Raw genomic sequence first — 14,834 nt, 5'->3', positions numbered from 1 at the left:
GCCTAACCCACGGCTTCCGGGGCGGCAGCCCATTTGCGCAGAATCTGCGCGGTGCGCTCCTCATTGAGATCGACCATGCGGGCAAGCCGCTCCTGCGGCGCCGGCCGGATCTTCTGGCGCAGATCATCGAGCGGGGTTGCGCCGGCGCGCGCGCCGGGTAGCGGCGGTGTCTCGGCGGTGATCGCGGCGACCGGCGCGTCGGGCGTCGGCAGCGAGCGTTGCACATCATCGAAGCTTGGGCCGGCAATGGCCGCGGGCTTTGCCGATGCCGTCAGCGCTGCGGCCATGGGCTTCAGGCCGAAGAAGGCAACCAGGAAAACAACGACAATAAAGGCGCCTGCATTGATGAGCGTGCCGGTATGGGTGCCGATCGAGGCGAGGATGCCCGGCTGTTCGATCGGCTCGCCGTCGAGGCCGTTGATGAACTCGACCGCCGACACGTCGATGACGTCGCCGCGCTTGTCGTCGAAGCCGGTCGCCGACGCCACCATCTTCTGGATATCGGCGACGCGCTTGGCGATCTGCTCCGGCGTGGCGTCCTTGCCGAGGATGGTCTTCAGCCGATCCTGGTTGACGACGACCGCGATCGACATCTTGTTGACCGTGTAGCCGTTCGAAACGGTCGCGATCTTCTTGGAGTTGATCTCGTAGTTGGTGATTTCTTCCTTGCGGTCGTTCTGCGAGGAGGACTGCGGCCCCTCGGTGCTGGTCGTTTGCGTCTCGGGCAGGTTCTGCTCGACGCTGGTCGGGGTCGAAGCCTGCTTCTGGTTGCTGGCCTCGTTGGTCTTGACCGATTGCACCGAACGTTCGACGCGCGAGTTCGGATCGAAGATCGTCTCCTCGGTCTGGCGGCTGTCGGTGTTGACGTCAGCCTTGACGCTGGCGCGGAAATTGTCGGGGCCGAGATAGGGGGTGAGCGCGCGGCGGATGTTGTCGCCGATCTGCGCCTCGACCGTCTGCTCGACCCCCAGCGTGCGCGCGGCGCTCGTGTTGGAAGGATCGTCGCCGGCGGCCAGCAGATTGCCGTTGGAATCGAGCACGGTGACCTTGTCGGCCGAGAGGCCGGGAACCGCCGCCGCAACCAGATGACGGATCGACATGGCGCTTTTCTCGGCATCGTTGCCGGTATAGCGGATGACCACCGAGGCGGAGGGCTGTTGCTCGTCGCGGCGGAAATTGGCGCGCTCGGACATGACTATATGGACGCGCGCCGCCTTGACGCCGGAGATCGACTGGATCGTGCGCGCGATCTCGCCTTCCAGCGCGCGCACACGGGTGATCTGCTGCATGAAGGAGGTGAGGCCGAGCGAGCCGACATTGTCGAACAGCTCGTAGCCGGCATTGGCGCTGGTCGGCAGGCCTTTCTCGGCGAGCAGCATGCGCGCCTGCGCGGTGGTGCCGGCAGGCACCAGCACGGAAGTGCCGTCGGAGCCGACATCGAAGCCGATGCCGGCATCGGCCAGCACAAGGCCGATCTGGTTCACGTCGGAACGCTCGAGGCCGACATAGAGCGTCTCATAGGCCGGGCGATTGAGATAGACGGAAGCGATGCCGATGACGGCCATGACCAGGGCCGCGATGCCGCCCATGAGCGCCAGACGCCGCACGCCGAAGCTCTTGAAATTCGCGATGATGCTCTGGATCTGTTCCGGCACGATTCAACGGCTCCCAGCACGACTGTCCGCCGGAAGACTAGACCGCGAAGCTTGTGCGAGGATGATAGGGCGCGCCGGCAAAGAGCCAGCAAGATGCCGAACGCGCAACTTCCTTCCGAGAAACGAAAAAGGCCGCGTTTCAGACACGGCCTTTTCGTCGGTCGAAGGTGAGCAGGCGACTTAGCCGTTCTTGAACAGCTGCAGGATCGACTGCGAGGAGCTGTTGGCGATCGACAGCGACTGGATGCCGAGCTGCTGCTGGACCTGGAGCGCCTGGAGGCGCGTCGATTCCTTGTTCATGTCGGCATCGACGAGCTGGCCGACGCCGCGATCGATGGAGTCCATCAGGCTCTGGGTGAAGGTTTTCTGCAGGTCGATCGAGCTCTTGGCGGCGCCGAGCACGGTGGCGGCGTCAGTAAGCTGACTCATGACGTTGTCGATCTTGGTGACCATCTGCGTGATGATATCGTCGGTCACGCCCGTTGCCGTGATGTCGAGATTGAAGGCGGAGACGTTGTCGATCTTGACGGGCGTGCCCGTCACCGCGGCTTGGGCGGTGGTGTTGGCGGCGATGTCGGTAGCGCCGCCGGCGATCGCGGTGGCATAGGCGGCGTCATACGCCGACTGGTCCGCGGCCGTGGAATAGATCGAGGTCTTGCGATCGAGGATGCCCTGGTTCTTGACGGCCGTGGCGAGGCCGGAATCGAACAGCTTGGTGCTCTCGACATTAACGTCGATCGTTCCAAGCGAGATGGCGCCTGACGAAGAGCGATTGAACGAAGAGACGATCTTGGCGTCCGGCTGGACGCCGTCATTGGCGGCTGCCACCTGCGTGGACGTCACCGAAAGGTAGTTCGAGCCGGAGAAGGTGGCGGCGTCGGCGAAGGATTTCATCTGCGCCTGGAGCGCGGTGATTTCGGTCTGCGTCTTGGCCTTGTTGGCATCCGACTGGCCGACGGCCGACAAAAGCTTGGTCTTGATCTGGCCGATCGTCGAAAGGACGTTATTCATGCCGGTATAGGCGGTGTCGACCTTCGAGGCGCCAAGGCCGAGCGCGTCCTGTACGGTCGACAGCGCCGAGTTGTCGGAGCGCATGGTGGTAGCGATCGACCAGTAGGCGGCGTTGTCGGAGGCCTCGGAGACCCTGTAGCCGGTCGAGATCCGCGCCTGCGTCTGCTCGAGCGATTTGTTGGTGGCGTTGAGGCTTTGAAGTGCGGTCAATGCCGCAGCGTTCGTCATGATGCTCGCCAAGAAACTCGCTCCTTCTCAAAAGCCGGCATGCCACGCAGGCCTCGACCTGCCCATCGGTTGCGATCGTGCCGGGCGGGCCGATTCGACAACCTGTATCAATTGGTTAACCATACCTAGCGCGATATGGTTAATGGCCTGTTAAAAGTCGGCTTCGGAGAAGTTAAGAAACGAGGGTTGCGCGAGCCTTGAGCAAACGCAAATCGGGCCGCGCTTTTGGCGCGGCCCGGTGCTTTGGCGTGGTCAGTATAGAGCGATCAGCCGCGGAAGAGCGACAGGATCGACTGCGACGAGCCGTTGGCGATCGACAGCGCCTGGACGCCGAGCTGCTGCTGAACCTGCAGAGCCTGGAGGCGGGTCGATTCCTTGTTCATGTCGGCATCGACGAGCTGGCCGACGCCGCGATCGATGGAGTCCATCAGGCTCGAGGTGAAGGTCTTCTGCAGGTCGATCGAGCTCTTGGCGGCGCCGAGCTTGGTCGCAGCGTTCGTCATGGACTTGAGCGCGGCATCGACGACGTTCATCATCGCCTGGATCTGGGTGTCGCTGGCAGCGGTGGTGCCGGAGAAGATCTTCAGGCTGGCGACAGTGTAAGTGTCGGTGGCCACCGCAGCCGCGCCGAGGGTCGGGGCCGAGGCCGTGGCCACAACGCTGCCGTCGGTGCCGAGGCGGTTGGCGTCGAGGATGCCCTTCGACACACCTGCCGCGGTGCCAGCCTCATACAGCTTGATGCTTTCCACGTTGACGTCGATCGTGGAGATCGAAACCGCGCCGGTGGAGCTGCGGTTGAAAGCCGAAACGATCTTGACGTCGGCCGCGCTCGTGGCGGTGGCGCCGCTGTTGACCGACAGCATGTTGGTGCCGGAGAAGGTGGCGCCGTCTGCGTAGGCCTTCAGCTGGTCCTGAAGAGCCTTGATTTCAACCTGGGTCTTTTCCTTGGACGCGTCGGTCTGGCCGTAGGATGCGGTCAGCTTCTGCTGGATCTGGTTGATGGTGCTGATCGCGCTGTCCATGCCGGTGTAGGCCGTGTCGACCTTCGAGGCGCCGAGGCCGAGAGCGTCCGAAACGGTGGACATGGCCTGGTTGTCGGAGCGCATCGTGGTTGCGATCGACCAGTAGGCGGCGTTGTCGGAAGCCTGAGAAACGCGATAGCCCGTCGAGATGCGGGCCTGGGTGGTGTCGAGGTTCTTCTGGGTGGCGTTCAAGCTCTGCAGAGCGGTCAACGCCGAGGCGTTGGTCATGATACTGGCCATGGTACTCGTACCCTATTTTTACACTGATTTTTTGACATACCGGCGTGTCCGGTATGACGGTGCGGCATCATGCCAATGATCTGTGAAACCCGATCACCCGCCATCTGCGAGCAATATGCGGGCCAGTCCCTACCAAAGCGCTAAATCGCAGGGTTAATCGAAAATATATTGCGCAAAAATCGAGCGCGGATCCGGCGCCGGCCTCTGCGGCTTCAAGTGAAGGATCGCACCAGGCTGCCGACGAGAAGGTTCCAGCCGTCGATCAGCACAAAGAACAGGATCTTGAACGGCAGCGACACCACCGTCGGCGGCAGCATCATCATGCCCATTGCCATGGTCACGGTGGCGACGATGAGGTCGATGACGAGGAAGGGCAGAACAATGAGAAAGCCGATCTCGAAGCCGCGGCGGATTTCCGAGATCATGAAGGCCGGCACCAGGATGCGCAGATCGACGGTCTCGCGCGAGACAGTCTGGCCACGCTCGCGGGCGAGGTCGGCGAAAAGGTCGAAGTCCTTGTCGCGCACATTGTGCAGCATGAAGTCGCGGAACGGACCGGAAATCTTCTCGAACGCCTCGCCTTGCGTGATCTGGTTGTCCATCAGCGGCTTCACGCCGGTGTTCCAGGCCTGGTCGAAGGTCGGCGCCATGACATAGAAGGTCATAAACAGCGACAGCGAGATCAGAATCAGGTTTGCCGGCGTCGACTGTAGGCCGATGCCGGCGCGCAGGATCGAGAAGGCGATGACGAAGCGGGTGAAGCTCGTCACCATGATGAGCAGGCCCGGCGCCACCGAAAGCACGGTCAGCAGGCCGAACATCTGGATCAGGTAGCCGACGGTCGTGCCGTCGGCCTTGCCGATGCCGCCGAGATCGAGCTGCTGGGCCGCGGCGACGGAGGTGGTGACGACGATGAGCGCCGTGGCTATGAGGAACTTTCTCATTCGAGCAGCATCGTCCTGACGAGAACCTGTTTGACGTGGCCGCCGCTGCGCAGCGCCGCGCGCTCATCGAGATCGGCCTTGAGATGCTGGTAGCCGCTGGCGCCTTCGATCTGATGCAGCTTGATAGTGCGCACGAAGGCGAGCAGATCCTGGTGGATCTGCTCGGTCACTTCCGGCGGCTGCGGTGCGTCATAGAGAACCGATGCCTCCAGCCGGATCCAGACGTCCGACGGCGAGGCGAGATTGGTGGTGATCGGCGCCAACTGAGCCAGCGTCGGCCCGGCAGCGGCCTTGCCGGCTTCGCCGGTCTTCTCCGCCTTGCCGGTATTCTCCGGCGCCGCGGGCACTGGCGCCGGCGTCTCGCCCTGCTTGAGATAGCCGCCGGAAACCCAGCCCATGCCGATGGCCGCGCCCGTCATGACCAGCAGGATGGCGAGCTGGATCACCAGGGAAGGTCCCTTCTTGGGCTGGACCTGCTCAACATTGGCCATCGCAGCGTTCTCCCGGCCCTAGAAAGGAAGAACCTGGTCGAGGACCTGCTGGCCATAGGCCGGCTGCTGGACCTCGCTTACACGGCCGCGGCCGCCATAGGAGATGCGCGCTTCCGCGATGCGCTCGTAGGGGATGGTGTTCTCCGCGCCGATGTCGGATGGACGAACCATGCCGGCGATGGTGAGGACCCGCAGTTCGTAGTTGACGCGGACCTCCTGTGAGCCCCTGATCATCAGATTGCCGTTGGGCAGCACCTCCGTCACGACGGCGGCGACGTTGAGCTCGATGTCTTCCGAGCGCTTGATCTCGCCGTCGGCATTGGTCTCCGTGCTGGAGCTCAAGCCAGCGTCGCCCTTGCCGCTGGTGCTCTTGCCGTCCCATCCGAGCGTGACGTCATAGCCGAGCTTGCGCGCGGCGGTGCGGCTGCGATCGTTCTGGTTCTTGAAATTAGCCCTGTCGTTGAGCTTGATGTTGACGGTCAGGATGTCGCCGGCGCGCAAGGCGCGCGGATCGGTGAAGAGCCGGCTCTGGCGGTCGTCCCACAGTGAAAATTTCTTCGGCCGCGAGGCAGGCGGCTCGGGATAGGTGTAAGGGCCGGAGGCACCGATGCCGGAACCGACGGGTGACATAGCAGGCTCCCGGCCGATCTCCTTGAAATTGGTGCCGCAGCCGGACAACCCCGCAACCGCGACGAGGACAAAGAACTTCAACTTCATGACGGATCAACCCTTCGCGCCGCGCTGGCCATGATGCCGGTGAGCGTCGCCGCCGCCTTCTGGTCCATTTCATTCAGGATGACGCCGGCCTTGCGCGAATCGAGCTTCATCAGGATGGCCGCCGCGAGCTCGGCATTGACCATCGCCAGCCGCTCGGCGGCGGCGTCCGGCTTCATGCCGGCATAGATCTTGACGACGCCGTCCTCGGCGCGCGCCAGGAACACTTCGCGGCGCTTCAGCCACTCTTCATATTCGGCTTTCTTCGCCTCCAGCGCTTTCATGCGCTCGTCGATGCCGGCCTGCAGCTGCTTCAGCTCTTCCGCCTGCAGGGCGTAGCGGCGGTCGCGCGCGGCATCCGCGATGTTTGAGCAGAAGCGCTGGACCTCGCTTTCGTCAGGCGCTTTCCCGACCGCAAGTCCAACCGGCTGGGCCGATGCCGTCTCGCGCGTGAGTTGGGCCGGCTGAGCCGGCGCCTGACCGCCGAGCAATACCTGGCGCACTTCATCCGCACGGACCGCGCCGCCCGCCAACGCGACGATCGCGCTAATGGCGAGGAGTCCGGTCACGGGGTGAAGTCTTGGGCGGCGATGCAGTGTCGAGGAGAGGAGCGCGATCATCGGCGTGCCTATTGGAGGACCAGGTCGGCCTGCAGGGCGCCGGCAGATTTGATGCCTTGCAGGATGGCGATGATGCCGTCCGGCTTCACGCCGAGGCGATTGAGGCCGGAGACAAGCGTTTCGAGATCGGGGCCATCGAGCACGGCGACGCGGGCGTTGGGCCGGCTCGCATCGATGGCCGTGGACGGTTCCACCGCGGTCTCACCTCTGGAGAAGGGTTCAGGCTGAACGATCCGAGGCGCTTCGGTGATGCGTACGGTAAGCGTGCCGTGGCTGATCGCCACGCGCGAGATCCTGACATTGTTGCCGATGACGACGGTTCCGGTGCGCTCGTCGATGACGACGCGGGCAGGGGAATCCGACTCGACGACGAGGTTTTCGATCTCGGCATAGAAGCGCGCGGCGGAGACATTCTTCGGCCGCCTGATCTGCACGGTTCGGGCGTCGCGCTCGGCGGCGACCCGCATGCCGAAGCGCTGCGAGGTGTAGTCGTTGACGGCATCGGCGATGCGGATGGCGGTCGAGAAATCGGGATTGCGCAATTGCAGTGTCAACACGCCCTGGTCATCGAACTCGGCCGGAACGGCGCGCTCGACGATCGCGCCGTTGGGCACGCGGCCGGCGGTCGGCACGCCTTGCGTGAGTTCCTCGGCCTGACCCTTGGCGGTGAAGCCGCCGACAATCACCGAGCCTTGCCCGACGGCATAGATCTCGCCATCGGCCGCCTTCAGCGGCGTCATCACCAGCGTGCCGCCGGCGAGCGAGGAGGCGTCGCCCATCGAGGAGACGTCGATGTCGATGCGGGCGCCCGACTGGACGAAGGGCGGCATGTTGGCGGTGACGATGACGGCGGCCACGTTCTTGGCGCGCGCGCTGCCGCCTTCAGTGGCGATGCCGAGATTCTCCAGCATGGCGCGGATCGACTGCTCGGTGAAGGGCGAGTTGCGCAGGCTGTCCCCGGTGCCGGCAAGGCCGATGACCAGGCCGTAGCCGACGAGCTGGTTGTCGCGCGCGCTCTGCAACTGAGCAATGTCCTTGATGCGCGCGGCCACCTGGCCGGGCGGCAGCGTGCTTGGTCCGGTGGAAACGCGGAACATGCGCTGGGTCGTCGCCGGATCATATTCGGGATCGTCGTAGACGCCGCCGTTCTTCTGCGCGAGCTCGCGTTTGGCCTTGGGCGTCAGCCCATCCGCCAAAGCCGGCTGAATGCCGATGGCCGCCGCGAGCAGAAGGACAAAGGCGCGCATCACGAAGCGCCGACCTTGATGGTGCCGTCGGCCATCACCGTGCCGGAGATGATCTTGCCGCTGTCGATGTTGCGGATCTTGATCTGGTCGCCGGCAGCGCCTGGCTGCAGCGTGACGCAGGCGGCCGAAATGGTCAGCGCGCCGGCGGTGAAATAGACCTGCACGGAAGCGCCCTGTTCGACCAGCCAGGCGTCGCGGATAGCGGTGACCGGGATGTAGCGGCCGGGCAGTAGCGTGCGCTTGGCGACCTTGCCCTGAAGCTCCTCGGAACGCGTCGCCATGCCGTCCGGCTTATGCTTGCCGGGTATGAGCGTCACCTGCTTGAGCGAGGCCGATTCGATTGTCTCACCGGGATAGATGACCCGGTTGGGGATCAGCACGGCCTCGCCGACCGCCTGGCCGGCGACGATCTGGTTCGCCGACTGGCCGGTGGTGTCCTGCGCGATAGCCGGCATGCCGGCGGCCACCAGGACGATGGCCAGCATGGCGCGGCGGAGTGCGGAGGAGATCGGCCCGGCCATCATCCGTTACCTGATGTTCTTGGAGACAACCGAGGCCATGTCGTCGGCGGCCTGGATGACCTTGGAGTTCATTTCATAGGCGCGCTGCGCCGAGATCAGCTCGGTGATTTCCTTGACCGGGTCGACGTTGGATGATTCCAGATAACCCTGCTGGATCGTGGCGAAGCCGGGGTCTCCAGGGACGCCGACATTGGCCGGGCCCGAGGCAGCCGTTTCCTGGAAGAGGTTGTCGCCGAGCGGGGCCAGGCCCGCCTCGTTGGCGAAATTGGCGATCTGGAGCTGTCCGAGAAGCTGGAGGTCGGTCTGACCGTCCAGGCGGGCAAAGACCTGGCCGGTCTTGTTGACGATAACCTCGATGGCGTCGGTCGGCACGGTGATGGCCGGGATGACGTTGGCGCCGTCCACCGTCACGAGCTGGCCGGTGGCGTTGGTGTTGAAGGCGCCGGCGCGGCTGTAGAGCGTGCCGCCGTCGGCGCCCTCGATCTGGAACCAGCCCCTGCCGGTCAACGCCAGGTCGAAGCTGTTGCCGGTGCTGGCCAGTTCGCCCTGCGTGTGGACGTTGCGCACGGCGGTCGTCTTGACGCCAAGACCGATCGAAACGCCTTCCGGCACCAGCGAGGTGTTGGAACGGTTGGGCACGCCTTGCGTGCGGTCGACCTGGTAGAGCAGGTCGGAGAATTCGGCCCGCGCCCGCTTGTAGCCGGTGGTGTTGATGTTGGCGATGTTGTTGGCGATGACTTCCAGGTTGGTCTGCTGGGCGTTCATGCCGGTGGCGGCGATGGCGAGTGCTTTCATGACGCGGTTCCTAGATACTCATGCGACTGATCTCGAGGTAAGCCGAGACGACCTTGTCGCGGATGGCGATGGTCGTCTGCAGCGCCTGCTGGGCGCTCAACACCGCATCGACAACCTGACGGGTGTCGGCGTCGCCCTTGAGCGCCTGTATCGACATCTGCTCGGCACCCTGCAGCGTGTTGACGGTCTTCGTCGCGGCCTGGCTGAGGACGTCGGCGAAGCTGCTGCCGATGCTTTCGCTGGCCTGCGTCCCGACACCGCCTTGAAGCAGGCCCGGCGCGGCCGAGTCGGTGCCGTCGATTGCCGGTTTGAACTGTAGTGCCCCAATACCGCCAATCATTACTGGTTCCTCATCAGGTCGATGGTCATGGAAATCAGATCGCGAGCCTGCTTGATGACTTGCAGGTTGGCTTCATAAGAGCGGTTCGCCTCGCTCATGTCGGCCATTTCGACCAATGTGTTGACGTTGGGCATCTTGACGTACCCTTTGGCGTCGGCGGCTTCGTTGCCGGGCTGGAATTCGATCGGGAAATCCGAAGGATCGCGATTGATGCCGCTCACTTCCACCAGCGAGCCGCCGGTTGCGCGGTCGACCTCGGATTGAAAGGTGATCGTCTTGCGGCGATAGGGATCGGCGCCGGGCGTGCTGCCGGTCGACTGGGCGTTGGCGAGGTTTTCCGAGACCACGCGCAGGCGCTCCGACTGGGCACCAAGGCCGGAGGCCGCGACTTTGAGGGCTGCGGTGAGGGCGTCCATGGTCAGCTCTTCACCACCATCGTCATCATCGAATGGAAGGCCTTGACGATCGCCGTGTTGAGCTCGAAGGAGCGGCGAACCTCGCCGGCTTTCATCAGCTCCTGCTCGAGAACGACGGTGTTCTTCGACGGCATGATCGCGCCGTCTGGATCCTCCGGCTTGACGTTGAAGCCGGCATTGGTGGTTTCGGCGCCGAGATGGCCCGTCTGCGTGGCAGCCAGCGTCACCGCGGTGCGGTCGAGGACCTTTTCGAACGGCTCGACATCATTGGCCGTATAGCCCGGCGTGTTGGCATTGGCGATGTTGGAGGCAATCGCCGACTGGCGCACGGTCAGCCATTGCGACTGCCGCGTGGCAAGGTCGAAAAGATTTACGGGTTCCATGGGAATCTCCCGGACAAGTACGCACAAGACTAGGCGGCCAGTCTTGCGCGGACCTTGCGCGGGCGGGGCTGTACGGCCCGGCTCCGTTACTTCGAGAGCTGGATCACCTTGTCTGTGCTGGTGACGATCACCCACTTGCCGCCGCGCTGCTCGATCGAGGCGACGCGGCTCGAATCCGGCAGGACGGAGCCGCGCTGAACGACCCACAGACCCGTATCGTCCTCGATCATGGCGCGGCCGTTGGCGACATGCACCATCTTGAATTCGGAAGCGGCGGCCGGGAAGGGCTGGTCGGCGGGCGGCGGGGCGGGATCATCCTGCACCGTGCCGGTCGCAAACAGGTCGATATCGGGATTGGGAACGTCCTTGGCCGTCAGCGGTCCGCTGCGTTGAGCCACAACGCCACCGCCCTCACGTCCGGAATTGCTGCCGCTGCCGCCGAACTTGATGGTCTGGACGCCGAACTGCTCCTGGTTGAAGAAGATGTACCAGGGGAACAACGCGCAGATGAGGCCGAGCGTGATGCCGAGCGCGGCGATGACGAAATCGCTGCGGCGGTCGGCGCTCCTGTCGGCCAGGCGCGGGAACTGGGCTTTCGGTGGCTCCGGCCACTCGGTGCGGGGAAAAAGCCCGTCGAGCACGGAATCGCGGCTGGCCTGCGCGACATCGGCGCTCCCGGCGGCGGATGTCCGCGGCGGATGCGGCCTGTCAGCTCTGTTCAGGAGAGCCGCTGTCTTCTGTGTCTTGGCATTCGCGACCTTGTCCTTGGCGGATCTTGCCGCGTCGGCCTCGGCCCTTTCCGCCGCCTCGGCCTCGGCAAGCATGTCGCGCAACATGCGCTCGGTATATTGGAGCTCAGTCTCCTTGATCGCCATTCAGCTTCCCCTTGAGATGGCGGGCGAGGTCGGCGAACGGATCCGCCGACGCGCGGTCCCTCGGCGATTGCGTAAGCGCCTCATAGATCAGCGGCACCTGGCGCACGGCGTTGTCGAGCTCGGCATCGGCGCCGCTTTGGTAGGCACCCAAAAGACGGATGTCGCGCGTATCCTCGAAGCGCGCGATCATCGATTTCAGCCTGGTCACCAGCACGCGCTGTTCCGGGCTCCAGGCCTTGTCGGCAAGGCGCGAGATGGACGACAGCGGATTGACCGGCGGATAGCGGCCCTGCTCGGCAAGGGCGCGGTCGAGCACGACATGGCCGTCGAGGATGCCGCGCACCGAATCGGCGACCGGGTCGTTGTGGTCGTCGCCGTCGACCAGCACGGAAATAATGGCGGTGATCGAGCCTTTTCCCTCGGCGCCCGGGCCGGCGCGTTCGAGCAGCTTCGGCAGGTCGGTGAAGACCGAGGCCGGATAGCCGCGTGCGACCGGCGGCTCGCCCGTTCCGGTCGCCACCTCGCGTAGCGCATGCGCGAAGCGGGTGATGGAATCCAGCACCAGGAGCACGCGATGGCCCTGGTCGCGGAAATGCTCGGCCACGCACATGGCAGTGTCGGGCGCACGCCGGCGCATCATGGCGCTTTCGTCGCTGGTGGCGACCACGGCGACGGTCTTGGCCATGCTCTCGGCGCCGATCGTATCCTCGAGGAACTCGCGCACCTCGCGGCCGCGCTCGCCGATCAGGGCCACGACCACGGTATCGAAGGCCTCGGCGCCGGCGAGCATGGCAAGCAGCGTCGACTTGCCGACGCCGGAACCGGCGAAGATGCCAAGCCGCTGGCCGAAGCAGAGCGGGGTGAAGATGTCGATCACCCGCACCCCGGTGAGGAAGCCGGTGCCGACGCGCTGGCGCGACAAGGCGCCCGGCGTCGCGCCATGCGTGACATCGGCGGCATTCGGCCGGATCAGCGCGGGACCGCCGTCAATGGGGCGGGTCAAGGCGTCGATGGCACGCCCGCGCCAGGAGACATGCGGCGTAACGGTGAGCGGGCCGCGACGAAAGACGGCGCCGCCGATACCGGCATCGGCGCTGCGCTCGAAGGGAGCTATCACCACCTCGTCGCTGCCGATCTTGACGATCTCGCCGCGTCGCGCGCCGGCCTTGCCGCGCTGCTCGACGATGTCGCCGAGCCTGGCAATCCCGGACAGGCCGCGGACCTTGTAATGCGTCGGCGATATCTCGGCGATGCGGCCGCCGCGCGCAAGCAACGCCTGCGGATCGTCGAACCGGCGCCAGATGCGTTCGAGCGCGGCCAGCCGGTCCGTCCTTCCGGAATTGGCCGGGCTCTCGGAAGCGCGCAACAGGGACGAGCCGGTCGTCATGCCGTCACTTCGAGCCGAGCGTCTTGATGGCGTCGTCGGTGGAGGAATCGGTCTGCCGCATCAGCGCCGCCGTGTTCTCGAAAGCGCGCTGCACTTGGATCAGCCGGGTCATTTCCAGCACCGGGTTTACGTTCGACTCTTCCAGAAACCCTTGTGCGACACCGAGGTCCGAACGATCGGTGACCGGTTCGGGCGTGCGCGCCGGAACGATGCCCGAATTGCCGTAGCGGACGAAATTCTCGCCGGGGTCGAAATTGTAGAGACCGATCGCTCCGACCAGCTGGTCGTTCTGCCTGAGCGAGCCGTCGGCGCCTGCCTTGGGCGGCCCGTTGCGCGGATCGAGCTGGATGGGAGCGCCGCCGCCGTCCAGCACCGGATAGCCTTCGATCGACATCAGCTCGCCGTTCTCGTTCATGGAGAAGCGGCCGTCGCGCGTCATCACCGTGCCGGCGGGCGTATCGATGGCGAACCAGGCGTCGCCCTGGATGGCGAAGTCGAAGGGGTTGCCGGTTTCGGTCAGCGCGCCATGCGCGCCGGAAAGATAGGTATTGCCGGAGGAGGCGAAGGAGACCGACTTCGGCCCGGTGCCCGAGACCACGTCCTCGAACTTCACGCCGGTGGCGCGAAAGCCGATGGTCGAGGCATTGGCGACGTTGTCGGCGATGGTGTCTAGACGGCGCTCGAGCGCGATCTGAGAGGAAAGGGCGACGTAAAGACTGTCCTGCATGATCTCAGAACTTCAATTGCTGCATGGCCAGCATCAGATCCGTGGAGATGCCGACACTGGTGGGCTGCGCGAAGAGCACGCTGACCGACGTCACCGCCGTCGAGGTCGGGTGGGCGACCTCGTACATGCTGGTGAAGCGGGTCAGGAACTTGCTGAGCTTCTCGGGGTCGGTGAAGTCCTTGATGTCGAGCTTCTGCCCGAAGAGCTGCGCCTGCTTGTCGATGTCGGCGGTGGCGAAGGAATCAGGCAGGCCGAGCGCGGTGCGCACCACGCTGGCCAAAGCGGTGTCTGCCAGCACGTCGTACCAGCTGGTGATGTCGGGCGCCTTGCGCTGGAAATAAAGCGCCAGCCGCACGCCCTCGTTGGTCTTGCCGGCATCCTCCTCCAGCGTCTGGCGCATGTAAATGTCGACGGTCGGCTGCTGCGCCTGAACATAGGTGGTGGTGTTTGCGCCGTATTGCTCGAAGTTGAAGGCAGAGGCCAGCCCGGCATAGGCCTTGTTGGTCTGCTGGTTGGCGACGCTGTCGGGATCACGCGCGCCGCCTTGCAGGACCGACTTGATCAGGTCCTTGTCCTCGGTTGCTGAATCCAGGCCGTAGGCCGCCAGTGCATAAGTATAGAGCCGGTTGTTCGACATCAGATCGTCGACAGATTTCACCTTGGTGATGTTGGCGAGATAGTAGGTCGTCTCGCCCTTCACATAGTCCGAATTCGGGTCAAGGCCGGCGATCTGGGCCTGGATGGCGTAGTTTTTCGTCACCAGCTGCTGCGCCGGGTTGTAGACGGTCGCATTGGCGCCGTCCGCCGCGAAATTGAAAGCTTTGACGAACTGGGCATAGCGCTTGTCGGTCAGCTTGTTGGCGAAGCTGTCGGGATCGGAAACGCCTTCCTTCAGCGCCTTGACCATGAAGGCCTTGGCGTAGTCCATGTTCTCCAGCCCGTAGGCCTTCATGGCGTATTTGAACAAGCGATCATTGTTGACGAAATCGTCGATCGATTTCACCTTGGTGATGTTGGCCAGATAGTATTGGGTGTCGCGATCGACCGTCGGCTGCTGCTCGATGCGGGCGATAGACTTGGGGATGTCTTTGGCGATCAACTGGTAGCTGATATAGGTACTGAGCAAGGGCATGCCTCCGGCCGAAGCTATCCCGGAACAATAACGTCACTTCCTTGCGCGAAGCTGAATCGTGTCCGGTGCCCTCGATTCAAGCCTCA

Annotated in this window: 17 protein-coding genes; all 17 read right to left on the bottom strand. The window is 64.3% G+C overall.

The annotated features are described in order from the left end of the window. Nucleotides 1–2: 2 nt before the first annotated feature. Nucleotides 3–1,655: a flagellar basal-body MS-ring/collar protein FliF gene (gene fliF, locus EJ068_RS06980; RefSeq protein WP_127250715.1), complete on the bottom strand. Its 1,653-nt coding sequence runs from the start codon at nt 1,653–1,655 to the stop codon at nt 3–5. 180 nt (nt 1,656–1,835) lie between these two features. Next, a complete protein-coding gene (locus EJ068_RS06975; protein WP_127250714.1) occupies nt 1,836–2,906 on the bottom strand; it encodes a flagellin in 1,071 nt (356 codons plus the stop codon). Nucleotides 2,907–3,160: 254 nt separating this feature from the next. Continuing rightward, the gene (locus EJ068_RS06970) at nt 3,161–4,156 is read right to left on the bottom strand and encodes a flagellin (protein ID WP_127250713.1); all 996 of its coding nucleotides are present in this window, start codon (nt 4,154–4,156) and stop codon (nt 3,161–3,163) included. Between the two features lie 212 nt (nt 4,157–4,368). After that, the gene (gene fliP / locus EJ068_RS06965) at nt 4,369–5,100 is read right to left on the bottom strand and encodes a flagellar type III secretion system pore protein FliP (protein WP_095766375.1); all 732 of its coding nucleotides are present in this window, start codon (nt 5,098–5,100) and stop codon (nt 4,369–4,371) included. Then, a complete protein-coding gene (locus EJ068_RS06960; RefSeq protein WP_126081521.1) occupies nt 5,097–5,591 on the bottom strand; it encodes a flagellar basal body-associated FliL family protein in 495 nt (164 codons plus the stop codon). Before EJ068_RS06960 ends, fliP begins: the two co-directional genes overlap by 4 nt. A gap of 18 nt (nt 5,592–5,609) precedes the next feature. Further along, nucleotides 5,610–6,308, bottom strand: coding sequence for a flagellar basal body L-ring protein FlgH (flgH, locus tag EJ068_RS06955; RefSeq protein ID WP_126059621.1), 699 nt, complete (start codon nt 6,306–6,308; stop codon nt 5,610–5,612). Continuing rightward, the gene (locus EJ068_RS06950) at nt 6,305–6,874 is read right to left on the bottom strand and encodes a MotE family protein (RefSeq protein ID WP_245463360.1); all 570 of its coding nucleotides are present in this window, start codon (nt 6,872–6,874) and stop codon (nt 6,305–6,307) included. Before EJ068_RS06950 ends, flgH begins: the two co-directional genes overlap by 4 nt. Nucleotides 6,875–6,933: 59 nt before the next feature. Next, complete coding sequence (locus EJ068_RS06945) at nt 6,934–8,022, bottom strand: flagellar basal body P-ring protein FlgI (protein ID WP_245463441.1); 1,089 nt, start codon at nt 8,020–8,022, stop codon at nt 6,934–6,936. Nucleotides 8,023–8,171: 149 nt separating this feature from the next. After that, a complete protein-coding gene (gene flgA / locus EJ068_RS06940) occupies nt 8,172–8,696 on the bottom strand; it encodes a flagellar basal body P-ring formation chaperone FlgA (protein ID WP_127253672.1) in 525 nt (174 codons plus the stop codon). A 3-nt stretch (nt 8,697–8,699) separates the two neighbouring features. Further along, nucleotides 8,700–9,488 (bottom strand): flagellar basal-body rod protein FlgG, encoded by a 789-nt coding sequence (gene flgG / locus EJ068_RS06935; RefSeq protein ID WP_126081526.1) that lies wholly within the window; start codon nt 9,486–9,488, stop codon nt 8,700–8,702. 10 nt (nt 9,489–9,498) lie between these two features. After that, nucleotides 9,499–9,828, bottom strand: a complete 330-nt coding sequence (locus EJ068_RS06930) for a flagellar hook-basal body complex protein FliE (RefSeq protein ID WP_126081527.1) — start codon at nt 9,826–9,828, stop codon at nt 9,499–9,501. Next, nucleotides 9,828–10,244 (bottom strand): flagellar basal body rod protein FlgC, encoded by a 417-nt coding sequence (flgC, locus tag EJ068_RS06925; protein WP_042640471.1) that lies wholly within the window; start codon nt 10,242–10,244, stop codon nt 9,828–9,830. Before flgC ends, EJ068_RS06930 begins: the two co-directional genes overlap by 1 nt. A 2-nt stretch (nt 10,245–10,246) precedes the next feature. Further along, nucleotides 10,247–10,627 carry a flagellar basal body rod protein FlgB gene (flgB, locus tag EJ068_RS06920; RefSeq protein WP_126081528.1) on the bottom strand — a complete coding sequence of 127 codons (381 nt, stop codon included), beginning with the start codon at nt 10,625–10,627 and terminating at the stop codon, nt 10,247–10,249. Between the two features lie 86 nt (nt 10,628–10,713). Continuing rightward, nucleotides 10,714–11,502, bottom strand: a complete 789-nt coding sequence (locus EJ068_RS06915; protein WP_128315342.1) for a hypothetical protein — start codon at nt 11,500–11,502, stop codon at nt 10,714–10,716. Beyond that, on the bottom strand, nt 11,483–12,889 hold the full coding sequence (gene fliI / locus EJ068_RS06910; RefSeq protein WP_126081530.1) for a flagellar protein export ATPase FliI: 1,407 nt from the start codon (nt 12,887–12,889) through the stop codon (nt 11,483–11,485). Before fliI ends, EJ068_RS06915 begins: the two co-directional genes overlap by 20 nt. Before the next feature lie 4 nt (nt 12,890–12,893). After that, complete coding sequence (gene flgF, locus EJ068_RS06905; protein WP_127252125.1) at nt 12,894–13,616, bottom strand: flagellar basal-body rod protein FlgF; 723 nt, start codon at nt 13,614–13,616, stop codon at nt 12,894–12,896. A 4-nt stretch (nt 13,617–13,620) separates the two neighbouring features. Continuing rightward, entirely contained in the window at nt 13,621–14,742 is a 1,122-nt protein-coding gene (locus EJ068_RS06900; RefSeq protein WP_127252126.1) for a DUF1217 domain-containing protein, read from the bottom strand. Nucleotides 14,743–14,834: the final 92 nt, after the last annotated feature.

The sequence above is a fragment of the Mesorhizobium sp. M2A.F.Ca.ET.043.02.1.1 genome, assembly GCF_003952405.1.
Classification (GTDB): domain Bacteria; phylum Pseudomonadota; class Alphaproteobacteria; order Rhizobiales; family Rhizobiaceae; genus Mesorhizobium.
The sequence above is the reverse complement of the archived record's forward strand: the minus strand, read 5'-3'. Positions and strand labels throughout refer to the sequence as shown.

Excerpts from the sequence above, each read along its gene's own strand:
- EJ068_RS06970 (WP_127250713.1), bottom strand. The coding sequence starts at position 4,156 with ATGGCCAGTATCATGACCAACGCCTCGGCGTTGACCGCTCTGCAGAGC.
- fliP (WP_095766375.1), bottom strand. The coding sequence starts at position 5,100 with ATGAGAAAGTTCCTCATAGCCACGGCGCTCATCGTCGTCACCACCTCC.
- EJ068_RS06960 (WP_126081521.1), bottom strand. The coding sequence starts at position 5,591 with ATGGCCAATGTTGAGCAGGTCCAGCCCAAGAAGGGACCTTCCCTGGTG.
- flgH (WP_126059621.1), bottom strand. The coding sequence starts at position 6,308 with ATGAAGTTGAAGTTCTTTGTCCTCGTCGCGGTTGCGGGGTTGTCCGGC.
- EJ068_RS06945 (WP_245463441.1), bottom strand. The coding sequence starts at position 8,022 with ATGTTCCGCGTTTCCACCGGACCAAGCACGCTGCCGCCCGGCCAGGTG.
- flgA (WP_127253672.1), bottom strand. The coding sequence starts at position 8,696 with ATGATGGCCGGGCCGATCTCCTCCGCACTCCGCCGCGCCATGCTGGCC.
- flgG (WP_126081526.1), bottom strand. The coding sequence starts at position 9,488 with ATGAAAGCACTCGCCATCGCCGCCACCGGCATGAACGCCCAGCAGACC.
- EJ068_RS06930 (WP_126081527.1), bottom strand. The coding sequence starts at position 9,828 with ATGATTGGCGGTATTGGGGCACTACAGTTCAAACCGGCAATCGACGGC.
- flgC (WP_042640471.1), bottom strand. The coding sequence starts at position 10,244 with ATGGACGCCCTCACCGCAGCCCTCAAAGTCGCGGCCTCCGGCCTTGGT.
- flgB (WP_126081528.1), bottom strand. The coding sequence starts at position 10,627 with ATGGAACCCGTAAATCTTTTCGACCTTGCCACGCGGCAGTCGCAATGG.
- EJ068_RS06915 (WP_128315342.1), bottom strand. The coding sequence starts at position 11,502 with ATGGCGATCAAGGAGACTGAGCTCCAATATACCGAGCGCATGTTGCGC.
- fliI (WP_126081530.1), bottom strand. The coding sequence starts at position 12,889 with ATGACGACCGGCTCGTCCCTGTTGCGCGCTTCCGAGAGCCCGGCCAAT.
- flgF (WP_127252125.1), bottom strand. The coding sequence starts at position 13,616 with ATGCAGGACAGTCTTTACGTCGCCCTTTCCTCTCAGATCGCGCTCGAG.